The 26,040-nt window shown below is 47.3% G+C and carries 26 protein-coding genes, 1 tRNA gene and 1 other RNA gene (1 of these 28 running past the window's edge); 5 read left to right on the forward strand and 23 right to left on the reverse strand.

Annotated elements, in window-relative coordinates:
• From DWX28_RS05840 to DWX28_RS05850, 3 genes are all read right to left on the reverse strand, one after another.
• Positions 1-154, reverse strand: partial view of a CvpA family protein gene (locus tag DWX28_RS05840; RefSeq protein ID WP_022214449.1) — the beginning only. It extends 545 nt beyond the left edge of the window; 154 of the gene's 699 nt are visible here — the first part of the coding sequence; the start codon lies at positions 152-154; its stop codon lies beyond the left edge, outside the window.
• A gap of 10 nt (positions 155-164) precedes the next feature.
• The gene (locus DWX28_RS05845) at positions 165-1,265 is read right to left on the reverse strand and encodes a DUF5711 family protein (RefSeq protein ID WP_243002354.1); all 1,101 of its coding nucleotides are present in this window, start codon (positions 1,263-1,265) and stop codon (positions 165-167) included.
• Positions 1,266-1,379: 114 nt separating this feature from the next.
• On the reverse strand, positions 1,380-2,666 hold the full coding sequence (locus tag DWX28_RS05850; RefSeq protein ID WP_022214447.1) for a LysM peptidoglycan-binding domain-containing protein: 1,287 nt from the start codon (positions 2,664-2,666) through the stop codon (positions 1,380-1,382).
• Between the two features lie 187 nt (positions 2,667-2,853).
• Between DWX28_RS05850 and yyaC the strand changes: the two genes are divergently transcribed.
• Entirely contained in the window at positions 2,854-3,402 is a 549-nt protein-coding gene (gene yyaC, locus DWX28_RS05855) for a spore protease YyaC (RefSeq protein WP_022214446.1), read from the forward strand.
• Here yyaC and DWX28_RS05860 read toward each other — a convergent pair.
• The 8 genes from DWX28_RS05860 to DWX28_RS05895 form a co-directional block, all read right to left on the reverse strand.
• Positions 3,399-4,337, reverse strand: coding sequence for a transketolase family protein (locus DWX28_RS05860; protein WP_022214445.1), 939 nt, complete (start codon positions 4,335-4,337; stop codon positions 3,399-3,401). The genes yyaC and DWX28_RS05860 overlap by 4 nt on opposite strands.
• Positions 4,325-5,164: a transketolase gene (locus tag DWX28_RS05865; protein ID WP_022214444.1), complete on the reverse strand. Its 840-nt coding sequence runs from the start codon at positions 5,162-5,164 to the stop codon at positions 4,325-4,327. Before DWX28_RS05865 ends, DWX28_RS05860 begins: the two co-directional genes overlap by 13 nt.
• 218 nt (positions 5,165-5,382) lie before the next feature.
• The gene (fsa, locus tag DWX28_RS05870; RefSeq protein WP_022214443.1) at positions 5,383-6,036 is read right to left on the reverse strand and encodes a fructose-6-phosphate aldolase; all 654 of its coding nucleotides are present in this window, start codon (positions 6,034-6,036) and stop codon (positions 5,383-5,385) included.
• A 256-nt stretch (positions 6,037-6,292) separates the two neighbouring features.
• Positions 6,293-7,399, reverse strand: a complete 1,107-nt coding sequence (locus DWX28_RS05875) for a LacI family DNA-binding transcriptional regulator (protein ID WP_022214442.1) — start codon at positions 7,397-7,399, stop codon at positions 6,293-6,295.
• Between the two features lie 38 nt (positions 7,400-7,437).
• Positions 7,438-8,034 carry a recombination mediator RecR gene (recR, locus tag DWX28_RS05880; protein WP_022214441.1) on the reverse strand — a complete coding sequence of 199 codons (597 nt, stop codon included), beginning with the start codon at positions 8,032-8,034 and terminating at the stop codon, positions 7,438-7,440.
• Positions 8,034-8,390 carry a YbaB/EbfC family nucleoid-associated protein gene (locus tag DWX28_RS05885; RefSeq protein ID WP_022214440.1) on the reverse strand — a complete coding sequence of 119 codons (357 nt, stop codon included), beginning with the start codon at positions 8,388-8,390 and terminating at the stop codon, positions 8,034-8,036. The genes recR and DWX28_RS05885 overlap by 1 nt, the downstream gene beginning before the upstream one ends.
• A gap of 37 nt (positions 8,391-8,427) precedes the next feature.
• Complete coding sequence (dnaX, locus tag DWX28_RS05890; protein WP_022214439.1) at positions 8,428-10,032, reverse strand: DNA polymerase III subunit gamma/tau; 1,605 nt, start codon at positions 10,030-10,032, stop codon at positions 8,428-8,430.
• A 102-nt stretch (positions 10,033-10,134) separates the two neighbouring features.
• Positions 10,135-11,217, reverse strand: coding sequence for a 6-phosphofructokinase (locus tag DWX28_RS05895; protein ID WP_022214438.1), 1,083 nt, complete (start codon positions 11,215-11,217; stop codon positions 10,135-10,137).
• A 154-nt stretch (positions 11,218-11,371) separates the two neighbouring features.
• Between DWX28_RS05895 and ffs the strand changes: the two genes are divergently transcribed.
• An RNA gene (gene ffs, locus DWX28_RS05900) (signal recognition particle sRNA large type) lies at positions 11,372-11,633 on the forward strand.
• Positions 11,634-11,774: 141 nt separating this feature from the next.
• On the opposite strand, the gene DWX28_RS05905 is transcribed toward ffs, so the two are convergent.
• Together DWX28_RS05905 and tadA are read right to left on the reverse strand one after the other, a co-directional pair.
• On the reverse strand, positions 11,775-12,212 hold the full coding sequence (locus DWX28_RS05905; RefSeq protein WP_022214437.1) for a GatB/YqeY domain-containing protein: 438 nt from the start codon (positions 12,210-12,212) through the stop codon (positions 11,775-11,777).
• Between the two features lie 99 nt (positions 12,213-12,311).
• Positions 12,312-12,836: a tRNA adenosine(34) deaminase TadA gene (tadA, locus tag DWX28_RS05910; RefSeq protein ID WP_118252133.1), complete on the reverse strand. Its 525-nt coding sequence runs from the start codon at positions 12,834-12,836 to the stop codon at positions 12,312-12,314.
• A 524-nt stretch (positions 12,837-13,360) separates the two neighbouring features.
• Here tadA and DWX28_RS05915 point away from each other — a divergent pair.
• Positions 13,361-14,059: an anaerobic ribonucleoside-triphosphate reductase activating protein gene (locus DWX28_RS05915; protein ID WP_118252134.1), complete on the forward strand. Its 699-nt coding sequence runs from the start codon at positions 13,361-13,363 to the stop codon at positions 14,057-14,059.
• On the opposite strand, the gene DWX28_RS19510 is transcribed toward DWX28_RS05915, so the two are convergent.
• The gene (locus tag DWX28_RS19510; protein WP_173906855.1) at positions 14,030-15,238 is read right to left on the reverse strand and encodes a DUF6128 domain-containing protein; all 1,209 of its coding nucleotides are present in this window, start codon (positions 15,236-15,238) and stop codon (positions 14,030-14,032) included. The genes DWX28_RS05915 and DWX28_RS19510 overlap by 30 nt on opposite strands.
• Positions 15,239-15,287: 49 nt before the next feature.
• Positions 15,288-15,797, reverse strand: a complete 510-nt coding sequence (locus tag DWX28_RS19345) for a type II toxin-antitoxin system HicB family antitoxin (RefSeq protein WP_158565283.1) — start codon at positions 15,795-15,797, stop codon at positions 15,288-15,290.
• 167 nt (positions 15,798-15,964) lie between these two features.
• Here DWX28_RS19345 and DWX28_RS05930 point away from each other — a divergent pair, with 167 nt between their 5' ends.
• A complete protein-coding gene (locus DWX28_RS05930) occupies positions 15,965-16,201 on the forward strand; it encodes a helix-turn-helix domain-containing protein (protein WP_022214014.1) in 237 nt (78 codons plus the stop codon).
• 139 nt (positions 16,202-16,340) lie between these two features.
• Here DWX28_RS05930 and DWX28_RS05935 read toward each other — a convergent pair whose 3' ends face one another.
• From DWX28_RS05935 to DWX28_RS05970, 6 genes are all read right to left on the reverse strand, one after another.
• Positions 16,341-17,690, reverse strand: a complete 1,350-nt coding sequence (locus DWX28_RS05935) for an MATE family efflux transporter (RefSeq protein ID WP_118252135.1) — start codon at positions 17,688-17,690, stop codon at positions 16,341-16,343.
• 310 nt (positions 17,691-18,000) lie between these two features.
• A tRNA-Pro gene (locus DWX28_RS05945) sits at positions 18,001-18,074 on the reverse strand.
• A 328-nt stretch (positions 18,075-18,402) separates the two neighbouring features.
• Positions 18,403-19,728: an amino acid ABC transporter ATP-binding/permease protein gene (locus tag DWX28_RS19830; protein ID WP_243002356.1), complete on the reverse strand. Its 1,326-nt coding sequence runs from the start codon at positions 19,726-19,728 to the stop codon at positions 18,403-18,405.
• A gap of 357 nt (positions 19,729-20,085) precedes the next feature.
• Positions 20,086-20,913, reverse strand: coding sequence for a PD-(D/E)XK nuclease family transposase (locus DWX28_RS05960; protein WP_022214011.1), 828 nt, complete (start codon positions 20,911-20,913; stop codon positions 20,086-20,088).
• Between the two features lie 701 nt (positions 20,914-21,614).
• Entirely contained in the window at positions 21,615-22,433 is an 819-nt protein-coding gene (locus tag DWX28_RS05965; RefSeq protein ID WP_118252137.1) for a hypothetical protein, read from the reverse strand.
• Between the two features lie 41 nt (positions 22,434-22,474).
• Positions 22,475-23,044, reverse strand: a complete 570-nt coding sequence (locus DWX28_RS05970; protein WP_199611800.1) for an iron dependent repressor, metal binding and dimerization domain protein — start codon at positions 23,042-23,044, stop codon at positions 22,475-22,477.
• A gap of 211 nt (positions 23,045-23,255) precedes the next feature.
• On the opposite strand from DWX28_RS05970, the gene pduB reads away from it, so the two are divergent.
• A complete protein-coding gene (gene pduB / locus DWX28_RS05975; protein ID WP_118252139.1) occupies positions 23,256-23,972 on the forward strand; it encodes a microcompartment protein PduB in 717 nt (238 codons plus the stop codon).
• Positions 23,973-24,061: 89 nt separating this feature from the next.
• Here pduB and DWX28_RS05980 read toward each other — a convergent pair whose 3' ends face one another.
• Together DWX28_RS05980 and spoVG are read right to left on the reverse strand one after the other, a co-directional pair.
• On the reverse strand, positions 24,062-25,468 hold the full coding sequence (locus DWX28_RS05980; RefSeq protein WP_118252140.1) for a PcsB-like coiled-coil domain-containing protein: 1,407 nt from the start codon (positions 25,466-25,468) through the stop codon (positions 24,062-24,064).
• Positions 25,469-25,741: 273 nt separating this feature from the next.
• Complete coding sequence (spoVG, locus tag DWX28_RS05985) at positions 25,742-26,038, reverse strand: septation regulator SpoVG (protein ID WP_022214006.1); 297 nt, start codon at positions 26,036-26,038, stop codon at positions 25,742-25,744.
• Between the last annotated feature and the right edge of the window lie 2 nt (positions 26,039-26,040).

Here is a 26,040-nt window from a genome sequence, read left to right on the forward strand (position 1 = left end):
CATTTATATATGGATTGATCGCCCATGCAAGAGAAAGCGAAAGGAACACAAAGAAAAAAGAAACGATTTCTTTGATAAATCCCCGACTGTATCCTCTCCATACACATAATATCAATATGGCCAAAACAACAATTCCAAGCCATGTCACATTCATCTGCTGCTCCTTATTTAAGTTTTATCACATTGACACCGTTGTCCAGCACAAGCATGTACTTATTCCAGCCGATCTTGAAGAAGTTGTTGATTGTACCGTCAATGGTTCCATTATAACGTTCTACTCCACGGCTGTTCATGACGCAGATCTGAGAACTGTTGTACATAAGAATACATCCATCACTCATCTTGATCGTTGTATATGGAACATTGAATTCCTTCTCGAAGCGGAGAGTTCCATCTATGCTGTATACCTGCATTTTGTACTGTTTGTCTTTGTTTCCGCTCTTGAATACAAGGCCGATCGTATTTTCATCAAAAAATGTGCTTACGATTTCTTTCTTAACTTCTACTGTTGTGCCTTCCTTCGGGATCTGGGCTCCAGAATAAGTCGTGAATCCATTGTCCTTGAGTGCCACAGATCTGGTTGCGTCAATATATTCCACCTGCGGGATCACAACGCCCTCATAAGTATAGCCGCTTACGATATGGTCATCTTCACTCTGTCCCACATCGCCAAAGTTATAAAAGGCTACATAACTTGTCGTCTGGCTTCCCTCAACAAACTGATATGTCACCATCATGATCTCGCTGTTGTCCGAAATCGCCACATCCATCGGATATCCCGGATCAGCAACATGTGTCTGGTTTTCTGCGATCAGCGTACCATCGGAACTGTAGAAATTGATCCAGGTAGCATCCCCGCCATCAAGAATAGCAGCAACCATTCCCTGTGAGGAAACCCTCGCCTTGACAATATTATAAGATGTCGTCACACTTCCTGTCTCACCATCCTTGTCAAAGATCTCGATCAATGTGCCGTCCTGATCTGCGACAACAGCTCTGTCACCCTTAATGTCCGCAACAGGGTTCTTCATCTCATACAGAACACTCCAGTATGCCTCCATGCTGCTATTCACCAGAGAAGCTCCATCCGGACTGTAGCGCAGAATTCCATTTGCCATCTCCTCATAGCCTGTAGAAACCACGTCCTCCTGTTCGCTCGTCTGAAGGATCTCATAATCATGATAGCTTCGTTTCTCTACATAAAAATAAACAAGTGCCGCCACAGCCGCGATCACACCTATCGTAATCACCGTACCACGGTGCACAAATGAATTCTTCTTTTTTCGTTTTCTTTTCAGATTCTTTAGGATATTCAACATTTTAACCCTTGCCTTATGTGATCATTTATTTTGTGTTACATGCCGATTATAGCAAACTTTTCAGGGCAATACAATTATTTGTCCCGGATAAATGATCTCGTTCTCAGAAATACCGTTTGCGCGGCAGATGTCAGCAACTTTGTCCATGGTTCCATAATTTTCGATGCTGATCTGGTACAAAGTATCTCCCGGACGGATCGTATAAGAGCCCCGTGTCTGCATTGCAGATGTTGTCTCGCTGTCCTGATCTGAACTGGCCTGACCTGAGTTATCCTGTCCTGTGCTCTCTTCTTCATTCTGCTTCTTCTGCTGGATCCGCCGCTGTGCTTTCCTGGTATCAGATTCTTCCTTGTAGATCTGCGCCTCTTCTGCGCTGATCGTAACAGTTGGAATGAGCGTCGGCTCTGCTGTCGGCGTTATCTTCGGACTTTCTGTCAACTCCGCCCAGGAAGTCGGTGTCACCTGCTGCACAGACGCGGCAGGAATCTGTGTAATCTCCGTCTCCTGCATGATATCCGCAGAAGCAGTCCTTGTCTCTCCCTCAATGTTCTGCCCCACCTGATAATTCCGGTAAAAGCGCACACCGACCACTGCAAGTGCCAGCACGATACACGCCGTCGCCGCATAAGAAAAAACAGAAGTCTTCTCTTCTGTTTCCTCAGGTTCTTCTTTCTTCTTTTTCTGAATCAGTGATCGAAATGCCCTGACAGCATCATCCTGAACGGTTTCCTGTGACTCTTCCTGGATCTCAGGATTCTTTTCCAGCATGTAATTCTGCATCTGGGTATTTTTTTCATAATAGATATAATATCCACTCTGTCTCACCAGGAAATTATTTTCGTATCGAAAAAAAGCTTCTTCCTGTTCTGCCGTATCCATAAGCATCAGGATCTTCTCACCGCCGAACTGGTTCCTGTGCACCTTCCCAATCAATTCAGAAACCACCATCGGCAATGACTGCCTTGCCAGAAACCATCCTACGATCTCCTGCCCTTCAAAATATTTCTCCTGTTCTTCGTGGATCTTCTGCCACATATTCTGCGTGATCTCGATATGTTCTTCTGTGATCTCCCCGGCATCTGCCAGAAGTGCTCCCCTGATAAATGTATACCCCGTTCCGGACTGCCACCGGTTCTCTCCGAGAAAAACTGCCAGAATACCACTGTCCTCTTCTTGCTGGCACTTCGCCTGTGCCGCCCTGTGCAGGAATGTATAGACATAATCCTCTATATAGATCCTGTAATTCTCCCCGGCAAGTCCGATCTGACGTATATTCTTCGGCAGGTTCCACCCTGTTTCTCCGTCATTTACCTCCTGTTTCTCATCCTTATAAATGACTTCTATCATATCCTATCACCCCTTCAGGCATCAGGATAGCATATCCAAACCGCGGATTTTGGCATAATATAAGAGCCTTTTCTCAAAATTTAACGACAGATTCTGCATCTGCATAATTCAGAACGAACCGGGATACAATGAAACAGGAAAATATAGCCGGAATCTCAGATCAAAAATAAATTATGAGGATTTTCTTATGACTTTTTATATTAATGCCAGTCAGAGGGATTCGGTACTTCGGATCTCTCACACTTTGAAACAGTGTATTCTCGATCACCAGGAAAAGTGGTCGGAACTTGTCTTTCTCTGCATTGGAACAGACAGGGTTACAGGTGACTGTCTCGGACCTTTTGTCGGTCAGAAATTAAGCAGTTGTTCCACACCAGATTTCACAGTCTACGGAACGCTTTTTCAACCCGTTCACGCCCTGAACCTCACTGCCATGTATTCCTTCATCCGAAAACGTCATCCAGAGGCTCTGATCGTTGCTATAGACGCTTCTCTGGGACAAAAAAAGCACCTGGGTTATGTGACCATCGCAAATGGTGCACTTTACCCAGGTGCCGCAATTCATAAACAGCTGCCGTCAGTCGGCCATATTCATATTACAGGGATCGTCAATGTCTCCGGTGTGCTTGAACAGCTCACGCTCCAGACGACTCGCCTGTCTACGGTCGTTTTCCTCGCGGACACGATCGTTCAGGGAATCCTCGAAATGATTCCTGTAACAGATCTCAGATCTTAGACGAATTCTTTGACCTGTTTGTAGATACCTTCTCCATCCAGACCATATTTCTCAAGAAGAGCAACTGCCGGTCCGGATTCACCGAATCTGTCGTTGACACCGATACGTTTTACCGGTACAGGAGCTTTCTCTGCAAGGCATTCGCATACAGCGCCGCCAAGTCCGCCAATGATAGAATGTTCTTCTACTGTGACAACTTTGCCGGTTTCTTTTGCTGCTGCAACAATCAGGTCTTCGTCAAGAGGTTTGATCGTGTGGATATTGATAACTTTGGCTTCGATTCCGTCTGCTGCCAGTTTCTCTGCTGCTTCAAGGGAAGCTGCTACGCAGAGGCCGTTTGCAACGATCGTAACGTCCTTACCCTCACGGAGAACGATACCTTTACCCATCTCAAATTTGTAATCCGGGTTGTCGTTGATCACCGGCACTGCCAGACGACCGAATCTCATATAAACTGGTCCCTCGTATTCATAAGCAGCTTTTACCATAGCTTTTGCTTCGATATCATCTGCCGGGGACATAACTACCATGCCAGGAACAACTCTCATAAGAGCGAAATCCTCGCAGCACTGATGTGTTGCACCGTCTTCACCAACGGAGATTCCACCATGAGTTGCACCGATCTTGACATTCAGATGCGGATATCCTACGGAGTTACGGATCTGCTCGTAAGCACGTCCTGCTGCAAACATAGCAAATGTGCTGGCAAACGGAACCTTACCTGTAGCTGCAAGACCTGCAGCGATTCCTACCATGTTGCACTCTGCGATACCGCAGTCGATGTGACGCTCTGGAAATTCTTTCTTGAACATTCCTGTCTGAGTAGCTGCAGCAAGGTCAGCGTCCAGAACAACAAGACCCTCATGTTCTTTACCAAGTTCCACCAGAGCTGCGCCGTAGCTTGCTCTTGTAGCGATTTTCTTTACTTCTGACATAATGCTTCACCTACTTTCTCCAGATCTTCCATTGCCTGTGCATACTGCTCGTCATTCGGAGCTTTGCCATGCCATCCGGCCTGGTTTTCCATGAAGGATACGCCTTTACCTTTGACTGTCTTCATGATGATCGCAGTCGGCATTCCTTTGGTTGCTTTTGCTTCATCGAATGCAGCTTTGAGCTGATCCATGTCATTTCCATCTGCAACGTTGATCACATGGAAATTAAATGCTTCGAATTTCTTGTCGATCGGGTATGGAGAGCATACTTCGTCAACTTTACCGTCGATCTGAAGTCCGTTGTTGTCCACGATCACTACCAGGTTGTCCAGTTTGCGGAATCCGGCAAACATAGCTGCCTCCCAAACCTGACCTTCCTGGATCTCGCCATCACCAAGAAGTGTATATACTCTGTAAGATTCATCGCTCAGTTTTGCGGAAAGTGCCATTCCTACTGCTGCGGAGATTCCCTGTCCAAGAGATCCACTTGTCATATCAACACCCGGGATGTGTTTCATATCCGGATGTCCCTGCAGATAAGATCCGAGATGACGAAGTGTCTTAAGGTCTTCTTTCGGGAAATATCCTCTCTCAGCAAGTGCAGAGTAAAGTCCCGGTGCTGTATGTCCTTTGGACAGTACGAAACGGTCTCTGTCAGCTTTCTTAGGATCCTTCGGATCGATGTTCATTTCCTGAAAATACAGGTATGTGAATAAATCTGCTGCTGATAAAGATCCGCCCGGATGGCCGGCTTTTGCAGCATGAACTGCGGTCACGATGTCTTTGCGGACTTCGTTCGCAATCTTCTGAAGCTCTAATTTCTCCATGATTATTTCTCCTTTTATTAGTTTACAACAGACTCATGCTACAACCAATTCCAGCATTCGTCAAGCGATATGTATTGTTATATTGTTACTGTTCACAGGGTGTTTTTCCATGAATATGGCAAAATCCCGAGACATACAGGGCAAAATCCCATCACCATAGGTGATTTGGAATGGATTTTGACCAAGTTACTGTGAACGGGGTGAACAGTAACTTTATATTATTCACCAAATACTGCTTTGTAGTCTTTCTGGAACTTCTCGATTCCAGCGTCTGTCAGAGGATGTTTTGTCATCTGCTCAAGAACTTTGTATGGAACTGTTGCGATGTCTGCACCAGCAAGAGCACACTCTGTTACATGGATTGGATGACGAACGCTTGCACAGATGATCTCTGTTGTGATTCCTGCTACTTCGAACATCTCAACGATCTGACGGATCAGCGGAAGTCCGTCTGTGGAAATATCATCAAGTCTTCCAAGGAACGGAGATACATAGGTAGCACCTGCTCTTGCAGCAAGTAAAGCCTGGTTAGCTGTGAAGATCAGAGTAACGTTTGTTTTGATTCCTTCTTTGGAAAGAACTTTGACTGCTTTCAGTCCTTCTACTGTCATAGGGATCTTAACTACCATGTTCGGATGGATCTTTGCGATCTCACGTCCTTCTGCAATCATTCCTTCTGCGTCTGTTGTGGTAGCTTTAACTTCACCGCTGATCGGTCCGTCAACGATAGATGTGATCTCTTTGATCACTTCGTTGAAGTCTCTTCCTTCTTTTGCGATCAGGGACGGATTTGTGGTAACACCACAGATGATTCCCATGTCATTTGCTTTACGGATGTCTTCTACATTGGCTGTGTCGATAAAAAATTTCATGATTGATTCCTCCTGAATTCTGCTGTTTTTGAATAGCATCGCTTTGATGATTTCATTATAGCAGATAGTTTTTTGAGGTCAAGGCGGGCAAAAATTATTAATAATTTTTTTATTAATAAATTCGCATTTTATTAATAACTTCGAGTGAAAATCAAATGGATTTTGTATAAATCCAAGTACATTTTATGGTTTTTTTGATCGTTTCCCGAAGGGGATTTTAAATTATTAATAATAATTTCAGCCCAATATATTTATTTTATTTTTTATCTTTCTCATCTGTCGTTCTCGCGTATGCAGTTGTCTTGCGGACGATCAGCTTCGGTGTGTATTCGATGTTATAAACACTCGTTGGCTGAAGCCCTGTATAAAACTGATCATTTGTCGTGATCTTTCTTATGATGATATCACAGGCATCTCTGCCTTTGAGGGCAACAAAGTGGTCGATCGTCGTCAGCGAAAGCCTGCGGATCCCTGAATAAAAAATATCATCGCAGCCGATCACGGACACATCCTTCGGAACACGGATCCGGGATTCCTCCAGCGCATCGATCGCACCGATCGCCATCATGTCATTCTGACCGGCGATCGCGGTAAACTTGCGCTGTTCTTTGAGAAGTTCCATCGTAAGCTGATAGCCCATGGAATATTCAGAATCCATACGGGGCATCCTGCGGTCGATCGACTCATCGGCTGCTTTGATGAGGACATGTCCTCCAAGCCCTTCCTTCTCGTATTCCTTGACAAAACCGTCAATCCTCCTGGAACGCTGCCACTGTCTCCTTGTCAGGGGCGGTGTGATAAACGCCACATCTCTGTGTCCCAGGTCCAGGAGGTGGCGTGCCATCAGCCTGCCTACCATAGTGTTGTCCTGATTGATCGCGTCTACGGTGATCGTCTTTTCTTTGTTGCTGATGATAACCAGAGGAATCCTGCGTGCCAGTTCCTCCACTCTCTTCTGAAAATCCGGATTTGGATTGCAGGTATAAATGATTCCCTGTGGTTCTATGTTTCCGATCATCCTCAGATACCGCTCTTCCAGTCTGGCATCTCTCTGCGTATTGCAGATAAAAACGCCGTAGCCCTTCTCGTTTGCTACAGATTCAATACCCTGAAGCAGAAGGACATAGTAAGGACTGGTAAGAGTAGGACAAAAAACAACGATCAGTTTTTCTTTCCTGCCATTGTTTTTGTGCTTGCGGTGAGGCAGCTCGTACCCCAGTTCTCTGGCGGCACGCTCTACCTTCTCTATCGTTTCTTCCGAAAAAGAAACATTATTTCTGCGATTGAGGATCATCGATACAGTGGCCTGGGAAACCCCTGCCCTTTCTGCCACCTGGGAAGAAGTTGCCTTCTTTCTAGCCAAAGCCTGTCACCTCTTTCTGCTTTTTGTCTGAAAATCTGTCAAAGCTGGACTCTGCCTTCCAGCGCACGGAGCAGGGTCACTTCGTCAATGTATTCCAGATCTCCGCCTACCGGCACGCCGCTGGCGATCCTGGTGACTTTGATCCCGGTCGGTTTGATCAGTTTGCTGATGTACATCGCCGTTGTCTCACCTTCCAGGCTGGAATTTGTCGCAATGATGACTTCTTTTACGTCTTTCTGCAGTCTCTGCATCAGTTCCTTGAGACGGATGTCGTCCGGTCCGATGCCGAGCATCGGGGAGATCGCACCGTGAAGTACATGGTACACACCGTCGTATTTGCCGGTTTTTTCATAGGCAGCAAGGTCTCTGGTGTTCTCCACGACCATGATCGTGCTTGCATCTCTCTTGGGATTTGCACAGATCGGGCAGAGTTCCTGATCGGTCAGAGTACAGCAGTTTTTGCAGTAGCGAACTTTTGCCCTTGCTTCTGTGATGGATGAGGTAAGCTGCCCTACCTGGTCCTTCGGCATATTCATGATATGAAAAGCCAGACGCTGGGCGGATTTCGGTCCGATTCCCGGAAGGTGGGACAGCTGCTCGATCAGCTTATTGATGTGTGTGCTGTAATATTCCATCAGAAAGGAAGTCCTCCGCCTAAGCCACCAAGTCCTCCTGTGAGTTTGGACATTACTGCTGTAGATTCTTCTTCGACTTTGCGCAGAGCTTCGTTTGTAGCTGCTACGATCAGGTCTTCAAGCATTTCGATGTCATCCGGATCTACTACTTCTTCGTCAAGTTTGACTTTGGTCACTTCACGTTTACCGGAAATGGTTACTTCTACTGCTCCGCCGCCTGCGGTTGCTGTGAATTCTTTTTCTTCTAATGCTTTCTGGTTTTCTTCCATCTGACGCTGCATTTTCTGCGCCTGTTTCATTAAGTTGTTCATGTTTCCAGGCATACCCATGCCCGGGAATCCTCCACGTTTTGCCATGATTGTAAATCCTCCATTAACTTAAAATTTTTATTCTTTACTCCTCCAGGGATGAGCCTGGCTCTTCCTCTATCTGTACATCCATATGGATGTTCTGGCGGATCGCCTGATCCACCGTGATCTGTGTCAGGTTTGTCTGCTGATGATCCTCTGCGACAAGCATATGAAGTTCGACGCTCTTACCAAGCTGCTTCTCAATGATCGCCTGAAGTTCCTGCTTTGCCTCGGAATCATCCGGATAAAGCCTGCCGAGCGGTGTCTGGAACTCTACATACAGTATCGGCTCGCCTGTCTCTCCGTTGTATTTCGGGATTGACTGCAGAAGTGCCTGCTTAAAAGCTGCCGTCGTCTGACCGACGATCACCTTCCAGCCGGATACGATCTTTTGCAGATCCTCCGGGGCGGCTTTCTGCGGTGGTGCTGCCGGGATCGGGGCTGCTTCCTGTACGGATGCTCCCGCACTCTGGACAACGACCTGCTGCACCGGACGCTCATCGATCCTCTGTTCCAGCACACGGATACGGTCAAGGACAGAATCCAGATTTGTCTCCATTGCCGGACGGCAGAGCTTGATCAGCGCGATCTCCACCAGAACTCGTTTCTGTGTTGCGAAACGGATCTGGTTTGAAAGTTCCGAAAAGATACGGATGTATCTCATCAGAGTATCGATATCCGTCATTTCACTCTCTTCTTTGAGAAGTTTGAGGTTCTCAGATGAGACGTCGATCGCTTCTTCCGGATTGTCGGAAGTTTTGACCAGGAGAAGGTTTCGCATGTACCAGGTAAAATCTCCTACAAACTGGCTCAGTTCCCTTCCTCCTACGATCAGTTCCTCCAGGCTACGGATCGCAGCGGTCACATCTCCTGCGAGGACTTTTCGCAGAAGTTTGCTGAAAACTTCTGTGTCCACGGCTCCCAGGACTTCCAGGACTTTGTCATAGGTGAGCGTCTGACCAAGATAAAAGGCAATACACTGATCCAGAAGACTCAGCGCATCTCGCATGGAACCGTCGCCGGCTTTTGCCACATAACGGACGGCTTTTTCCTCTGCCTCTACGCCCTCTGCCTTAAGAAGTTCTGTCAGGCGGGCTGCGATCGTGTCGATCGAGATCCTGTGGAAATCATATCTCTGACATCTGGAAAGGATCGTGATCGGGATCTTGTGCGCCTCCGTCGTCGCCAGAATAAAGATGACATAGGACGGCGGCTCCTCCAGAGTCTTGAGCAGTGCATTAAAAGCTCCCGTAGAAAGCATATGCACCTCATCGATGATGTACACCTTGTAATTGCCCTCCGTCGGGCGGTAAGTTACTTCCTCCCGGATCTCACGGATGTTGTCAACACCGTTGTTGGATGCCGCATCGATCTCGATCACATTCATCGAAGTTCCTGCCTGGATCGCTTTGCACATCTCGCATTCATTACAGGGGCTTCCATTGACCGGATGCTGACAGTTGACTGCTTTGGCGAGGATCTTCGCTACAGTCGTCTTACCGGTACCTCTCGTTCCGCAGAAAAGATATGCGTGTCCGATGCGGTTGGCATTGATCTGATTCGTCAGCGTTGTCACAATGTGGTCCTGCCCCTTGACATCAGCAAAATTATCAGGCCTGAACTTCCGGTACAGGGCAGTATAACTCATAATTGTACTCCTTTTCCTGCCCGGGCGGGCAGTTTCCCGTCAATATCCCCGGGCATTAAGCCGCCGCAGGAAAACTCCCGCGGCGGCAGTTATTGTTTAGTCTCAGTCTCCGAAGCTGATACCGATCTGTTTGGCTGCTTTGACGATCTGGTCTTTCGGAGAAACCATCTTGAGTTTGCCAGCGCATTCTGCAAGCGGAACTCTCTTGATCTTGCCATTGATGATACCGATCATGATGCCGTATTCCTCATCCAGAATGGCCTCTGCTGCACCTGCACCGATCCTTGTAGAAAGAACGCGGTCATACGGGCACGGCTCGCCGCCTCGCTGAATGTGTCCCGGAACAGTGACACGTACTTCGCTTCCGATGACCTGATTAATCTGATCTGCGATCTCGTAGGAAACTGACGGGTATTTCTTGGCTCTTGCTTCGAGTTTTTCTTTGTATTTCTTCTTAGGAAGTTCTGCGTCCTCCTTGGAGATCGCACCCTCGGCTACTGCGAGGATCGTGAAACGCTTGCCTTCTTTGTTACGTTTCTCGATCGCGGAGCATACTTTCTTGATATCATATGGGATCTCAGGGATCAGGATGATATCTGCGCCGCCTGCGATTCCGGCATGGAGTGTCAGGCTTCCAACCTTGTGTCCCATGATCTCCACGATAAATACGCGGCCATGAGAAGTTGCTGTTGTGTGGATGCAGTCGATCGCGTTGGTAGCGATATTTACTGCACTCTGGAATCCAAAAGTCATATCTGTGCCATAGATATCATTATCGATCGTCTTCGGAAGATGGATGATGTTGAGACCTTCTTCTCTTAACAGATTGGCTGTTTTCTGTGTTCCGTTTCCTCCAAGGATAACGAGGCAGTCCAGGCAGAGTTTGTAGTAGGTCTGTTTCATAGCCTCTACTTTGTCAAGGCCCTTCTCATCCGGCACGCGCATCAGTTTGAATGGCTGACGGGATGTACCGAGGATCGTGCCGCCTCTTGTCAGGATACCGGAGAAATCCTTCACGGTCAGCATACGGTATTTGCCGTAGATGAGTCCTTTATATCCATCGTCAAAGCCGTAAACTTCCAGGTCGTCCACTGTATTGGACAGAGCCTTTACAACACCTCGCATGGTTGCATTTAAAGCCTGGCAGTCGCCGCCGCTTGTCAACATTCCGATTCTCTTGATCATAGAATTGTCCTCCTCACTGCGTATTGTTTTCTACGCAAAGTAGATTTTGCAGTCGTTTAAAAATCTGTATCAAAAAACATCTGCAATTTGATTTCTATTATATAATACTTTGCCCCCTCTTGACAAGTATACAAAAATCGTTTATACTTAAATTCCGCGCAGCCGGGGAGATAGCGGTGCCCTGTACCTGCAATCCGCTACAGCAGGGGTGATGCCAATCTGAGGCTTGTCTCCTGTGGGGCTGCCCTTTATAAGTGGCGTTGACGTTTGGGTCTCACGCAACAGGACTCTGTGAACCGTGTCAGGGCAGGAATGCAGCAGCACTAAGCAGAACCTCTTGTGTGCCGTGAGGGTGCCTGGGCCGAGTTAACTGTAGAGGTAACGTCCATGGGAACATTTCGAAGTGCGGCGCGCGGAAATAAAGAACTTTCATACTCCGATGACAGAGATGGCATTGGAGTATTTTTATTTTTTACAGGCAGAAGTTTCTTTATACAAACAGACCGGGAACTACAGGATTTCTTACCTGACAGTTTCCGGTCTGTTTATTCCGTGTTTTATTTGCAGAACTCTGCTACTACCTGGTTGATGAGTTTGCCGTCTGCTTTACCTTTGAGGTCGCCCATGACAGCTTTCATGATCTGGCCTTTGTTCTTGGTTGCGAGAACTTCTGCGAATTTCTCTTCCAGATAAGTCTTGATCTCTTCTGCGCTCATCTGCTGTGGTGCGTATTTTGCGATTACATCGTATCTTGCCTGGTATTCTGCACGAAGGTCCTCACGGCTTTCCGGGCAGGTATCGAGCTGTTCTTTGACTGTCTTTAATTCTTTGAGGATCACGCGGTCAACCAGCGCTTCCGGAATATCATCACGGCATCCTTCGTCGATGGCTGCTTTTTTGGCTGCGGAGATCAGAGCGGATACTGCTTCCTTGGTTGTTTTATCCTTTGCTTTCATGGCTGCTACCATGTCTTTTCTTAATGCTTCTACTGTCATTTTCATTTCCTCCTCGTTTATCGGATTGCTGTTCAACATACGGCTTCTGCAATCACTCTTTGTTTATTATCATAGCACGATTTCTGCAAAAAACAAGATTTACTGTTCCTCTGTTTTCTGCTCCTGCATTTGCTGTGCTTCCTGCTTTGCGAGCATTTTGCGTTGTTTTTTCTTTTCGCGGAGTTCGCGGAAGAAGTCGGACAGCATTGTGGAGCATTCTTCCTGGAGGACGCCTCTGGTGGTTTTTACCTGATGATTGAAGCCTTCTACTTCAAGAAGGTTCAGGACTGAGCCCGCACATCCTGCTTTGGGATTCATGCTTCCGATCACCACCTCATCGATCCGTGACTGGACGAGTGCGCCGGCACACATCTGGCATGGTTCGAGTGTCACGTACATCGTGCAGCCTTCCAGCCGCCAGTCGCCAAGTTTTTTGCTTGCTTTGCGGATCGCGTTCAGTTCTGCGTGGGACAGGGTGTTCTTGTCTGTATTTCTGCGGTTATATCCTCTTGCGATGATCTTGCCTTCGTATACGATCACACAGCCGATCGGAACTTCTTCCAGTGCCCGGGCTTTTTTGGCCTGACGGATCGCTTCTTTCATGAATTTTTCCTGTTCTGTCAATATAATTTCTCCCTTTTTTATCTGATGGAGTTTCTAATTAGTTGTTACTGTTCACTGGTATTTCAGGTAGAAAGACCTTCATGTAAATAAGTGTCCTCTGGACCATCCTCATGGGGACAATTTATTGACTTGCCTGTAGACAAGTACAATTCAAACCATCCATTTTTTTGAATTTATGTACTCTGTTGCTACTTTCTTTTACCGTAGTCATCCAAAACTCCTAACTTCTGTTGACTTCCTTATAACTTACTCATCTCCCAGTCATTTCCCTCTCCAATTTCTGTAGACCTTTAAATAACTTACTTCCTGTCAAGTCATTCAGACCTCTAAATTTCATGGGGCTTTAAGCGTTTTACCTCCCGTAGAGTCATCCTGCCTCCTGATTTCCATGAACCTTCAACTCACTTGCTTTCTGAACAGTAACAATCAGTTACTGCTATCCAGTATAAAGAAATCCGCTTGCAAAAGCAACGAAAAATAACTAGAATAAAATATCAGATATCATGATGAAAGAAGGGGAAATCATGCCTCATATACATGGTTTAAATAAAACGACATTACTTGATTATCCGGGGCGGGTTGCGGCGACGGTCTTTCTTGGCGGCTGCAATTTCCGCTGTCCGTTCTGCCAGAACAGTTCTCTGGTGCTGCATCCTTCCGAGGAGCCGGAGATTTCTGAGGAAGAAGTTCTGCGTTTTCTCAAAAAGCGGACCGGGATTCTGGAAGGGGTCTGTATTTCCGGCGGGGAACCGACACTGAGTGCAGACCTTGAAGATTTTATTGTTAAAATCCGCGAGATGGGATATCCGGTCAAACTTGACACAAACGGAACGCAGCCAAAAGTTTTGAAAGATCTTGCAGAAAAAGATCTCATCCAGATGGCTGCTGTCGATATCAAAGCCTGTCCGGAGAATTACCCTTCCCTGACCGGGCTTCTGAAGCCCGATCTGGATGCGGTAAAAGAAACGGTTGATTTTTTGCTGCACGGGAAACTGGATTATGAATTCCGGACGACAGTTGTACGCGAACTGCACAGCGAAGAAGATTTCCATAAGATCGGCGTATGGTTAAAGGGTGCCAAAGCTTATTATCTCCAGGCTTACAGAGACTCGGACGAGGTTCTGCAGCCTGGATTCAGCAGTTATTCTCTGGAAGAACTGGAACATTTCCGGGAGATTCTTCTGGAAAATATCTCAAGAGTTGAGATTCGGGGCATCGATTAGGCGATACCAGTAGCCTCCTTTGCCTTTTGGGATGCGGATGTTGGGACTTTCTTTGAAATAGGAAAAGCCGAACATATTCGCCATGAAGCGTTCCTGCTGGTCGTAACCGCCGGGGACACCGAGGATCCATTGTCCGCAGGTATTACGGCAGAGAAGAAGATGCCCGAAATTATAGTAGCCGTATTGTAAAAAGCGATTGTTACGCAGCATGCAGGCGCGGCGGCCCAGGAAGCAGAGTTCTTCCGGGGTGATCTTGCGGCAGTCGGTCAGCTCGCCATCGTTAAATGCGTCACATGGGGTACCGATAGGCTTCGATGTACGAGCCTGCCCGGGCATGTGTGGTGGACGCGGCGGCGGGGGTGGTACTGGGCGACCTGGACCCGGCATCGGCGGCGGTACCGGATGACCTGCCCCTGGCTGATGCGGTGGGCGCGGTGGCTTCGGTGGACGATTCGGTCCTCCCGGCACCGGACCATACGGTGGACGCGGATATTCTTCGATTTCCTGCCCTTCTATGGACTGAGTATGGATTTCCGGCCGCGAAGTGTCCATATCCTGCGACGATTTATCCTGAGATTTCATCGCCCCTTCACCTGCACTCTGTTCCGTTATGTTTCCATCCACTATATCTCTTTCATCCTCGCCAGCATTTTCTACATTATTGTGTAGACTTCCCATCAATTTCGCATCTTCCGTTTCCTGCTCCTGTCCTCCACGATCAGTCTTTCCTTCTTCCGTTCCAACACGCTTCGATTCCCCATCAGATTTCGGCTCCTTCCGTGCCTCCGGCATCACCCGGAAGTCCTCCGGCCGGATCGGCTGGTCATCCCATTCTGTGCCAAAGAATCCTCCACTTTCCAGGATCAGCACCATACCATTCATTTCCCCAAGCGGGATCTTCCCTTGCCCGACAGCCATCGTCTCCGTTTCCAGCAGACAGTCCATCTTTCCCTCTTCCGTCCGGCAGTTTCCGATCCTGCTGCCGTCAAGCAGTCCTTTTTTCCTCACAAACCCATAAACACCACATTCCGTTCCCGCAAGCAGTCCCGGACAGCGCAGATGGATCTCCATCCTGCACACTTTCCCCCATGCTTCTACCCTGATGAATCCACAGTTACTCCCCTTTTTTCCTTTCAGATATTCATATACATACGCCACAAAGCGTCGATATTCCGCCAAAGTATATCCTCCTGATTTTTTACATCACTTATGTATATGAACCCCCATTTCAAAATAGACCTTCCAGTTTCTCACATCCACCCATGATCCATCGCTCGCGCCACTGCTCATATCCCGCGCGGACCCATTTCTCCAGAGATTCCTTCATATTCTCACGAAGCATCTCCTTATCTTTCCCATATCCGATGCAGCCCGGCAGCTCCGGATAAAAACCGACATAACCTCTGCATGGATCTTTTTTTGTTTCATAAGCATCCTCCCACAGATTTTCCGTCATCATTTCCAGCGTTATTTCTCCCAGTTCCACCATCTCATACAATCCGTCCAGAACTCTCTGATACAATCCATCTGCTTCATCTTCTGCTCTGTCTCTGTGCCGATCCAGTTCTCCGCTCAGTTCCCCCTTCTGGCTCCACACATCATAAATCTGCCGAAACTCTTTCTCCCAGATCCCATATTTTTTTCTCATCAGATTCAGATAATACACCGCATCCGCATAACAAAGTTTCCCGCTCTCGATCATTGCACATATCTGTGACAATTCATTTTCTATCCCCATATTTACTCCTTCTTTTCCTGCGGATCAGACGTGTTGTTTTTTATGTTATGTCTTTTCCGTTTCAGGACAAATGTTTCCCTATTACGAAACATTATAAAAGAATTCGTCTATATCATCAATGCATAAGAGCTTTCTTTATTGCGAAATTTATTTATGAGGAAGACGATATGCAGAAAATACGACCGGACCTGGACATCGGCGGGAATATTCAGCAGATGCGTTATCAGAACAAGCTCACACAGGATCAGGTGATCGCCCGTCTGAATCTCATGGGAATCCCGATCTCCAAAAGCACTTACGCAAAGCTGGAAACAAACCGTATGAACATCAAAGTCAGTGAACTGCTCGCACTCTCACAGATTTTGCACTGCGATGTCGGGGAATTTTTCAAAAATCTCATATGATCCGTTTTTTCACTTTCTCATAAGTTTTCTTTTCATGTAGTCCATTTCGTACTTTTTATTTTCCCACTCAGACCCACCATAGAATCCCCGGAAACACTACCGACAATTTCTCAATACACAAACAAAAAAACACCGCCAGTCATTTCTGACCAGCGGCATTTCTCATTCCATATCCATTTTTTACTTTCCGATAGAAAATAATCGTCAATACAGTTGCTGCGATCCACCCGAACGGCCACGCCATCCAGATTCCCGTACTTCCAAATCTGGGCGAAAGCATCAGTGCAAATCCGATTCGAAGAATCAGGTCCGGAATCGTCGCGATGACAAAGTAGATCATTGCCCCGGAACCACGGATGATCCCATCTGTCATAAGTTTCACCACGATCATGAAATACCACGGCGAGACGATCCGAAGAAACATCACACCCGCATGGATCGCCGCTGAGCTTTCTGCATTCAGGAAAAGTCCCATCATCTGCTGGCTGAGTCCGAAATAAAGGACTACAAACGGAAGTGCTGTCAGCTCCGAAAGTTTCAGCCCTGTCCGAAATCCCATCGGAATCCTCTCCTGTTTTCCTGCGCCAATGTTCTGTGCCGTATAACTCGAAAGGCAGGAACCAAGCGTCATAAAAATATTGATCGCAAATGTATTCAGTTTGATCGCCCCGGAATATCCTGCAACGACTGCTGACCCATATCTGTTTACGATATCCTGGACAAAAAGGTTACCCACGCTCAAAACACTCTGCTGCAGAATACTCGGCACCGCAATTGCAAGGATCTGTACAAAAAGTTTCCTGTCAAACAGCGGCACTCTTTCCGTTCCTGCAAACTTCTGCAGTCTCACCAGCAATGTAACAAGCGCCAGCACCGCCGAAATCCCCTGTGCAATAAATGTCGCCCATGCAACACCGGCTACGCCCCAGTGAAGTTTCGCCACAAACAGAAGATCCAGGACAATATTTCCTGCCGATGATCCAAGCAGAAACCACAGCGGCGTCCTGGAATCACCAAGTGCAGTAAAAATCCCTGTACAGACATTGTACAGCATCAGAAAGATCAGTCCAAACACATAAATCTTAAGATATAGCACACCGTCCTGCATGATATTCTGTGGCGTGTGGATCCATTCCATCATATTGCGGCAGAAAAAATATCCATACACTGTCAGAATCACAGCTAGACTCAGTGATGAGGCAAAAGCCGTCGTAACAGCACGCTTCACGCCTTTGCGGTCACCCGCTCCAAACAGTCTCGATACGATCACAGATGCCCCAAGGTTCATTCCCACAGCAAATGCCATAAAAATAACAGTGATCGGGTAAGACGCCCCAACCGCAGCCAGCGCATCCTCTCCCGCAAATCTTCCCGCGATCATACTGTCCGCAATATTGTATATCTGTTGAAAAGCCACACTGAACATCATCGGAAGCAAAAAACGCCATAACGTTTTATCCGGATGTTCCTTTGTCAGATCTGTAACCATTTTTTCCTCTTTTCTTCACAAAAGGGACGATCGCTCGTCCCTCATGATTTCTGTAAAATTATAACTGATGTATACTTCCGTTCAAAGTATCCGTAATGTCCTTGATGCTGACAGGTTTCGGGATATATCCGTTCATTCCCGCATCGCGGCAGTTTTTGCGGTCGCTTGCAAAGGTATTGGCTGTCATCGCAAAGATCGGAATATTGTTGTCATCGCAAATTTCGACATAAAGATTTGAGAGAGAATTTCTTGTTTTTCTATGACAACGTAAAAAGGAACTCCTTAAAATAAGGAATTCCTTCATCGTTAGTCGAAGTGACAGGATTTGAACCTGCGACCTCTGCGTCCCGAACGCAGCGCTCTACCAAACTGAGCCACACTTCGTTATTTCGTTGTTTAAATTTGTTATGTCGTTCAACGCAAGACATATTATATTATAGGGTATCGGAATTGTCAACAGGTTTTTTGAAAAAATTTAAAAAAATTTTCTGTTGGGATATAAGTGATTGTATCGTGTGTTTTGTTTGTATTATTCGAACTACAAGAAACATGCTTTGAGAGTTTCGCAAATTATCGCGGCAGTCGTCAAGATCTCCTATAAAATGAGGCATTTTGCCCGTTACTTCCTCTAATAATATATCCCCGCCCGCGGGGTGAGGCTCCGCGGGGCGGGGATATTATTTCTTCGGCGGTAGGAGCGCCGGAGATAGCGTTATATTGGGGCGAAATCTTTCATCTCAAATACCACATCTGCCACATTCATAGTGGATTTCCTGTGTGGTACAAGAACCACCGTCTTCTCTTCTGCGGATTCTCTGAGGGATTTGAGGATGATGCCTTCGTTCAGGGAATCGAGGTTTGAGGTCGGTTCGTCCATGAGAAGGAATGGACTGTCATGAAGGAAAGCGCGGGCGATGCCGATTCGCTGTTTTTCGCCACCAGAGAGGGTGTCTCCGAGTTCGCCTGCTTCTGTGTCGTAGCCTTTGGGAAGGCGCATGATGAAGTCGTGGATGGACGCTTTGCGGGCGGCTTCCATGATCTCCTCTCTTGTTGCACCCGGCTTGCCGATCGCGATGTTGTTGGCTATGGAATCATGAAACAGGTGGGTCTCCTGTGTCACGTAGCTTTCCATGTCGCGGAGATGCTTTGTAGGAATCTTTCGCACGTCTTCGCCGTCTACGTGGAGCGCGCCGGAATTCACATCCCAGAAACGCATCAACAGCTTGAGAAGTGTGAATTTACCAGAACCGCTCGCCCCGTGGATCCCCAGGATCTTTCCTGCCGAAATATCCAGTGAGTAATCGTCCAGAATCACTTCATTATCATATGCAAACGTCACATACTCCGCATCTGCGCCAGAAAATGTCCATCCTGCAGCACCATTACCAACATCCTGCTTCGCAGACACTCCCACTCCATCAGATGCACTGGCAGCATCCCGTTTTAAACCATCCACTACCAAAGCAGACTTCCTCTGCCCTGCACCACTCTGCACATCAGCAGTCACATTCCTGCACGCCTGTGCACCAGGCATCCACTCGCCCTCAACTTCCTCTACCTGCGGTTTCTCCTCAAGGATCGACAGCACTCTCTCCCCGCTTGCAAGCGTCTGGTTGAGGTTATTGGAAAGGCTTGACAGTGCCACAACCGGGCCGAAGGAGCCCATCATGGCGATCGTGCAGGTCAGCACTCCGTCATATCCGATACTGCCCTGTCCATACAGATTCAGCGTCAAAAACAGCATTCCGAAAGACGCGATCAGGATCACCAGATTCGTCACTGATCTCTGGCTTCCTTCCATCTCGCTCAACTTCTTCTGCATCCCCGCCAGTCCGTCAGACCTCTTCTGCATCTCATCCGCACGTTTCGCGCTCTGCTGGTACTGGATCGTCTCGTCCAGACCATACAGAGAATCCAGCACAAAACTGTTCAGTTTGCCAAATTCCGTACGGAATTTCATACCGCTGCCGCCGCCTCTTCTGCCGTTCCAGAGCGGGATCACAACGCCCACAACCAGATATGCCGCCAGTGCAAACACCCCTGCTGCCGGGTGATCGCCAGCAGTTTAAACGCAATAAAATGATTGCAGTACTGTTCCACATAATGCAGCACGCCACGCAAGCGTATAAATCGATGACGTAAACTTTACATATCGGGCATAATAGGCATCGAGAAATAGAATAAGTACATAAATCGATGCAACCTTGCTATTTCGGTATCATCGGCCTGGGTGGGTGCCGGGATGGTTACTTTACGCTAACTCACCTTCTATGAAGCTAACACATGTGGTTAGTTAAAGTCAACTTATATTACCACCTGGCAACCTGCTGCTGACTTTCTACGCTCTCTTCATTACTGCCCGACAGCCTCCAGCCAGCTTTCTACATTTTCTTCCTCACCGCCCGGCAGCCTCCAACCAACTCTCTACGGTGGCTTCTTTTTCGCTGATGACTTCGGCGATTTCTTTTATTGACATTCCCCTCTGAAAAAGAGCTTTTGCCGTTTTTCTGCGTTCGTTTATTTCGCACTCCTGACGCATTTCTTTCATCAATTCTTCTAATGCTTCGCACATACTACCCGTCTCTCCTTCTGTCTCTTTTAATTCTGATACTCGTTTTGACAAGATTTCACTATACATTTCATCTGCGTTCTTGCAATGCAGATCATGCATTAATCGTCCCAGGTCTGTGTCCTCGTTCTGAATTGAGGAGTTTACATATATGATATGTGCGCCATCTCCAAACATATCTCCCGTTTCTTCGATGACCCGATCTGCATGATAAATCGGCAGACCTTTTCCTGGTACGTCATCTCGTGTGATAAAGATCACGTAACTCTCCGGCAGCTCCTCATAATCCTGACCCGGATTTAATGTGTTCATATCCAGCAGGCCGCTGTGATAGCGTGCTCTTTTCGGCGATGCGCCTTCTGATTCCTGCTGGATTTCTACATTATATCTCTTATCTTTATCGTCCTTTGCCACGCAGTCAAGAATTGCTGATCTGCCCTGTAGATTCTTGTAATCCTTCTGGACAATGTGATCCACAACCTGCAGGTCCTTCATTTCCATTATGATACGCAGAATATATTCTGCACATTCGCGTTTCTTCAGTACATTTCGCATGAAGATATCATTCATGATCGTAAGTTCTTTTATTACGTCTTTGTATCTTATGTAGCGCTGTTCCAGTTCATTATCTGGAGCTATACCAGTGGTTCCCATTTCGATAACGTCCTCCATTCGTAATGATAAAATAATTTTGCAGTGTGTTTTATGTAATTTTTTATCAGCTTGAAATGTATTTTTTTAGAGTATTATCGGAATGTATTTTTAATTTTGGGTTTTTGTTTCAGAAAATTTTTGTCCTCTGTGCAGATGAAGTTTTTTCTGTATCAACTCCTTGTTTATAGTACTTTATGTTCTTAATTTTAACAGGAATTATATTTCTGGTCAACGAAACTTTTTATAAAGTTAGGTAAATATTTGTTTCTACTTTTTTTATTTTTTGCCTTTTGTCCGGGGGATTTTTCGCCTGGGTGGCGTAAGAAGACCGTCAAGGGACGTCGCCCGTCCCCTGACAACCCCTGGGCTGGGTGTTGGACGGAAATTTTGTCGTGTGGGGTGCCCTTTGAAAAATTCTCCTGGTGTTTCAGGTCGGGAGATTTTCGTATGAATGGGATTCTGGGTTGCGCTGTGGCTCCTTGAGTCTTGGGTTTTGTATGGGGTAGGGTGTCCTGTGGACACGCAGATTGTTGGTTGGGACTGGGGATGGTTTGTATAGATCTGATTTCTATTGGTATCCGAATCCACAAAATTCCCATAAAAAAATGGCCCAAACCACAATCAAGTAGATTCAAGCCAACAAAAAAATCTTAATAAATAACTCTCAGCCAACTCACCACCTCCAAACAAGCACTCTCCCCTCACATCCAGAAGGTTAGCAACGCCGTGCTCTCCGGCATATGCGCCTTCCCCGCAGTACAAGTCACCGTGATCATGATCATTCCCTTAATATTCCCATGACTGCTCCGCGTAAACCGACACGCGCTCAGCGGGATTCTCACCTTATTCGCACGAAGATCAACTTCGCACAGCTGCCCATGATTCTCATACTTAAGGGACGAAAGCCACCCCGTCATATCCTTGCCATCGATCCGGGAAATGCCATGTACCGGACAGATCGTAAGCTCGAGCCAGCTTCCCCGGTTATTATTACGGATCACCGCAATATGCTCAAACCCCTGATGTGCCATGGAAAGGCGTGGGCCGCCGCCGGTACGGTTCACCTGATGAAGCGCGATCCCCACCTCATAATTTCCCTTTTCAAGGACTTTTTCCAGGAAATTCGGCGTAGAAGATTCCTGCGAGATCGTAGTATCTTTTTTTACCTGTGTATCACTTCTGGTGATAGACAGAAGAAGTTCATAATCGACATTTTCTATCAGCTGGCGAAGCGATTCCTGCCGGGATCCTTCGCTCACTCCCAGACGGGTCAGATAAGACTGCGTGGACTGCAGAATGCGCTCGTACATCCTGAGTGCACGGATGCCAGCCTCAGTAAAAGTATACTGTTCCGTCAGATACCCATAATTTACACATTCCTTAAAAAAACGACTTACCGGACCGTGGCTCACACCACAGATATCAGCAACAGTCCCCACACAGCCACGCTTTTTTTCAATTTTTTCTAGAGTCATCAGATAGTTAATCTGAAGCAGTGAAGGATGGAGTAGATCTTTCATAGTTTATGTATATTCCTTTCCAGTAAAAAAACGAGCCAGTCTTACCATATATGAACATCCAGTTCCCTGCTGTTCCAGTCCACCGGTTCCTCGTCCTCATTCGCAAACGCGATCAGGGCATTTCCCTCGATAACAGGGTCCTGTCTCTGAATTGAAAATTCAAAAACATCAGAAGGAATGACAGGTTTCCCTTTATGCAGTTCCGCACGGATCCATTTTTGCTGATCTTTGTACCAGAGACAGCCCAGATTACTGTCCGGCTCCGGATCGATCTCAAGCTCAAACCAGCTTTTTCCTTCCTCGACATGAAGCCTGATATTCTGAGAAAAATCATGAAATTCCCGTGCGAACCTGCGGGGATACGTTTTTTCCATATAATAAATCCCCATCAAAAAAACATAGTCTCCAGGTGCATACCGATAACTCAGATCCGTATACCGCAAAACTCTCTCAAAAGTCTCTCCATAATTCACAAAATTGCAAACCTGCCGGACTGTCTCCTCGCTGACGATATGCTCCATACGGCAGGCATCTTCCCTGGCGGTTTCACTTCCCACACCGACAAACTGCAGAAACTGAGCAAAAGTCTCATGCCGATACCCACACTCCACCCCCGTCAATAGCCCCAGCGCTTTTCGCGCCCAGCGAAACAGCCCTCCGCGTGGTCAGGAGGGGAGCGCGAGGGGAGAACGACCTTCGCAACTATGAGTGCCCTCCCCTCGCAAGGCTTTTCAAAGCCCTTGTCAGACTCAATAATATATCGTATATTATAACTAACACACAAAACTCGCCCGCCAGCGGCGGGCAAAAGGAGACCCCATTATGATAGATATACACAACATCAGCACCCACTGCACCCGTACCGAATTCGTCGGCACCACCGTCCTCGACACCATCGGCCTCGTCATCTCCGGCATAGATGACACCTTACTATCCACCATGAACATCAGCACCAAATACCACACCCTCGGTCTCTTCAGCTCCCGGACCGGAGCCGCCGGTCAGATCACCGCAATAGACGATGCAGTCAAAGCCACCAACACCGAAGTCCTCTCCATCGAATTTCCAAGAGACACCAAGGGCTGGGGCGGCCACGGCAACTACATCGTGATCGGCGGTAACGATGTTTCCGATGTACGCCATGCGATCGAACTCGCACTTGAACTCACGAAAAAAAATGCCGGAGAGCTGTACATCAGCGACTCCGGACATCTTGAATTTACATTTTCCGCCAGCGCAGGCGCAGCCCTGCAAAAAGCTTTCCACGCTGTACCGGGACAGGCTTTCGGCTTCATGGCAGGATCCCCTGCTGCGATCGGCCTCGTCATGGCTGACACCGCAATGAAAGCTTCCGCCGTCAACATCGCCTGCTACATGACCCCAAGCATCGGCACCAGCCACTCCAATGAGGTCATCCTCGGTATCTCCGGCGATGCCAGTGCTGTCAAAGCCGCCGTCCTCGAAGCCCGCCAGGTCGGCCTCGAACTCCTCATTGGCATGGGCAGCTACCCCGAAATCCCCGGTACACCGTACCTGTAAATCAAAAAAGCCCGCGCCCCACACCACTCATCCAACCGACAAGTGGTCCTGGGGTACAGGCTTTTTATTATATTCATTAATAATTGAATTTAGTTAAGCTGGTAAACATCTGCATACTGCAGTCCGAAGCTCAGTGCCTCGCTGTGGCTGCTGCAGTAGATATCTACGTGTCCGTATGGAGTTCCAAGGTCTTCTACGGTGTAAACGTTGCCGTTGATGAGAAGTTTGGTTCCGAACGGTACGCCTGCCATGGCTACGGTACGTCCTGCTACCGGCATGGTTCCGCTGGCTGTTGCGTTTCCTGCTGTTCCGCAGCAGATCGCACAGTTACAGTAAGCAGTCAGCTTGAAGTTTCCAAGGTAAGTTCCCTGACTGGAGTCAGAAGAAGAACTGCTGTCGCTGGAAGATGTATCGCTGCTGTCAGAAGAACTGTCAGAGCTTGTATCCTCGCTGGAATCATCTGTATAAGAATCATCACTGGAAGTATCCTCTGTTTCATCTGTATACTGGCTGTCATCATCGATAGTTCCTACATTATCATCCTCAGAATAATCATCGGAGCTGTCAGAAGAACTATCCTCTGTGTAGGAATCATCACTCTCATCATAGGACTCGTCCTCAGAGTAATCCTCGTCACTGGATGCATCCTCGCTGTAATCAGAAGAATCCTCACTGTAAGAATCCTCCTCATTTGCAGCTTCTGCTGCCGCTGCCTCGGCTGCTGCCTGAGCCGCTGCTTCCTCAGCTGCACGCTCCTGCTCAGCCTGCTCCATCAGGACTGCGATATCATTGTCTGCGTTGTTGACCTCTGCCATCAGAGCATTCGCTTCTTCCTGACTTGCGCTGATCTGATTTACATAGGAGCTGATGTTATCGCTTGTTGTAGCAACAAGGTTCTGAACCTCCTGCTGCTTGGAGCCTTTCTCTGCGAGCATAGTATTGATGGAAGCGGATTCCTCCTCGATCTTCTGCTGCTGATCGGCGATATTCTGCTGTGTTGCCTCGTATTTCTCAAGCATGTTTCTGTCGTATTTGGACAGCTCGGAAATGTTGTTTGCCTGATTCAGGAGCTCGGAAAGACTTCCTGCTGAGATCAGTGCCTCAAACATGGTTGTGCCGCCGTGCTCATATATGTACTGGATACGGTCGGACATTGCTTCCTTCTGCTTGATGGCTGCCTTCTTCGCACTGGCGAGTGCAACCTTGACTTTGTTTAACTCGTCCTCTTTCTCAGCGGCCTGTGTGCTTAACTGGGAAATGCTCTCTGTCAGTTCATTATATTGTGAATTCAGTTCTGACAGGTAGGATTCGAGTTCCTGTTTCTTGCTCTCCAGGCCACTGATGTTTGCCTGTGCCTGGTCAAGTCCTACCTGCGCTTCCTGCTTCTGAGCCTGTGCTGCGGCTATCTGATCTTCTGTAGAAGCGAATACGGTTGTTCCCATAGAAGCAGTCATTGCACATGTTATCAGCAGTGAAAGAACTTTCTTACTTTTCATATAAACACCTCATAACTTTTTTGTATCCTTAGTATAACACATTTTTTCATAAAATCAACACTTTTATTTAATTTTTGTAACATTCATGTAACATTTCAAATAAAAATCCCCGATTTTACCGCATATCCACTATATCTGTTACAAAAAAATTACACCGTAAAACCAGTCCGCCACTCTCTCCGCAGCACCACCCCAGGCAGATCTGTCATCAATTCTGCACAAAAAAACAGCCCGCCGGGATCTCTCCCAACAGGCTGGTGCAACTGGCACCTGTTATTCCGCCGCAGCTTCCTCCAGTTCCTCTCCGTCTTCCGTATTCAGAAGTTCCTGATATTTCTCCAGGATCAGAGACTGGATATGGTCTCTTGTCTGCGAATTGATCGGATGTGCGATATCACGGTATTCTCCGTCACTTGCCTTGCGGCTCGGCATTGCGATGAACAATCCCTTTTCTCCCTCGATCACCTTGATATCATGTACTACAAATTCATCATCTATTGTGATCGAAACGACCGCTTTCATCTTTCCTTCTTTTGCAATCTTTCTCACACGTACATCTGTAATATTCATTT

The organism is Blautia sp. AF19-10LB, from assembly GCF_003461245.1.
GTDB classification, from domain to species: domain Bacteria; phylum Bacillota; class Clostridia; order Lachnospirales; family Lachnospiraceae; genus Blautia_A; species Blautia_A intestinihominis.

Bases quoted from the DNA above. Each gene is read 5' to 3' on its own strand.
- DWX28_RS05850 (WP_022214447.1), bottom strand. From the start codon at position 2,666: ATGATAGAAGTCATTTATAAGGATGAGAAACAGGAGGTAAATGACGGA.
- yyaC (WP_022214446.1), top strand. From the start codon at position 2,854: ATGACTTTTTATATTAATGCCAGTCAGAGGGATTCGGTACTTCGGATC.
- DWX28_RS05860 (WP_022214445.1), bottom strand. From the start codon at position 4,337: ATGTCAGAAGTAAAGAAAATCGCTACAAGAGCAAGCTACGGCGCAGCT.
- DWX28_RS05865 (WP_022214444.1), bottom strand. From the start codon at position 5,164: ATGGAGAAATTAGAGCTTCAGAAGATTGCGAACGAAGTCCGCAAAGAC.
- fsa (WP_022214443.1), bottom strand. From the start codon at position 6,036: ATGAAATTTTTTATCGACACAGCCAATGTAGAAGACATCCGTAAAGCA.
- recR (WP_022214441.1), bottom strand. From the start codon at position 8,034: ATGGAATATTACAGCACACACATCAATAAGCTGATCGAGCAGCTGTCC.
- DWX28_RS05885 (WP_022214440.1), bottom strand. From the start codon at position 8,390: ATGGCAAAACGTGGAGGATTCCCGGGCATGGGTATGCCTGGAAACATG.
- dnaX (WP_022214439.1), bottom strand. From the start codon at position 10,032: ATGAGTTATACTGCCCTGTACCGGAAGTTCAGGCCTGATAATTTTGCT.
- DWX28_RS05895 (WP_022214438.1), bottom strand. From the start codon at position 11,217: ATGATCAAGAGAATCGGAATGTTGACAAGCGGCGGCGACTGCCAGGCT.
- DWX28_RS05905 (WP_022214437.1), bottom strand. From the start codon at position 12,212: ATGACAGTAGAAGCATTAAGAAAAGACATGGTAGCAGCCATGAAAGCA.
- DWX28_RS05915 (WP_118252134.1), top strand. From the start codon at position 13,361: ATGCCTCATATACATGGTTTAAATAAAACGACATTACTTGATTATCCG.
- DWX28_RS19345 (WP_158565283.1), bottom strand. From the start codon at position 15,797: ATGGGGATAGAAAATGAATTGTCACAGATATGTGCAATGATCGAGAGC.
- DWX28_RS05930 (WP_022214014.1), top strand. From the start codon at position 15,965: ATGCAGAAAATACGACCGGACCTGGACATCGGCGGGAATATTCAGCAG.
- DWX28_RS05935 (WP_118252135.1), bottom strand. From the start codon at position 17,690: ATGGTTACAGATCTGACAAAGGAACATCCGGATAAAACGTTATGGCGT.
- DWX28_RS05960 (WP_022214011.1), bottom strand. From the start codon at position 20,913: ATGGGAACCACTGGTATAGCTCCAGATAATGAACTGGAACAGCGCTAC.
- DWX28_RS05965 (WP_118252137.1), bottom strand. From the start codon at position 22,433: ATGAAAGATCTACTCCATCCTTCACTGCTTCAGATTAACTATCTGATG.
- pduB (WP_118252139.1), top strand. From the start codon at position 23,256: ATGATAGATATACACAACATCAGCACCCACTGCACCCGTACCGAATTC.
- DWX28_RS05980 (WP_118252140.1), bottom strand. From the start codon at position 25,468: ATGAAAAGTAAGAAAGTTCTTTCACTGCTGATAACATGTGCAATGACT.
- spoVG (WP_022214006.1), bottom strand. From the start codon at position 26,038: ATGAATATTACAGATGTACGTGTGAGAAAGATTGCAAAAGAAGGAAAG.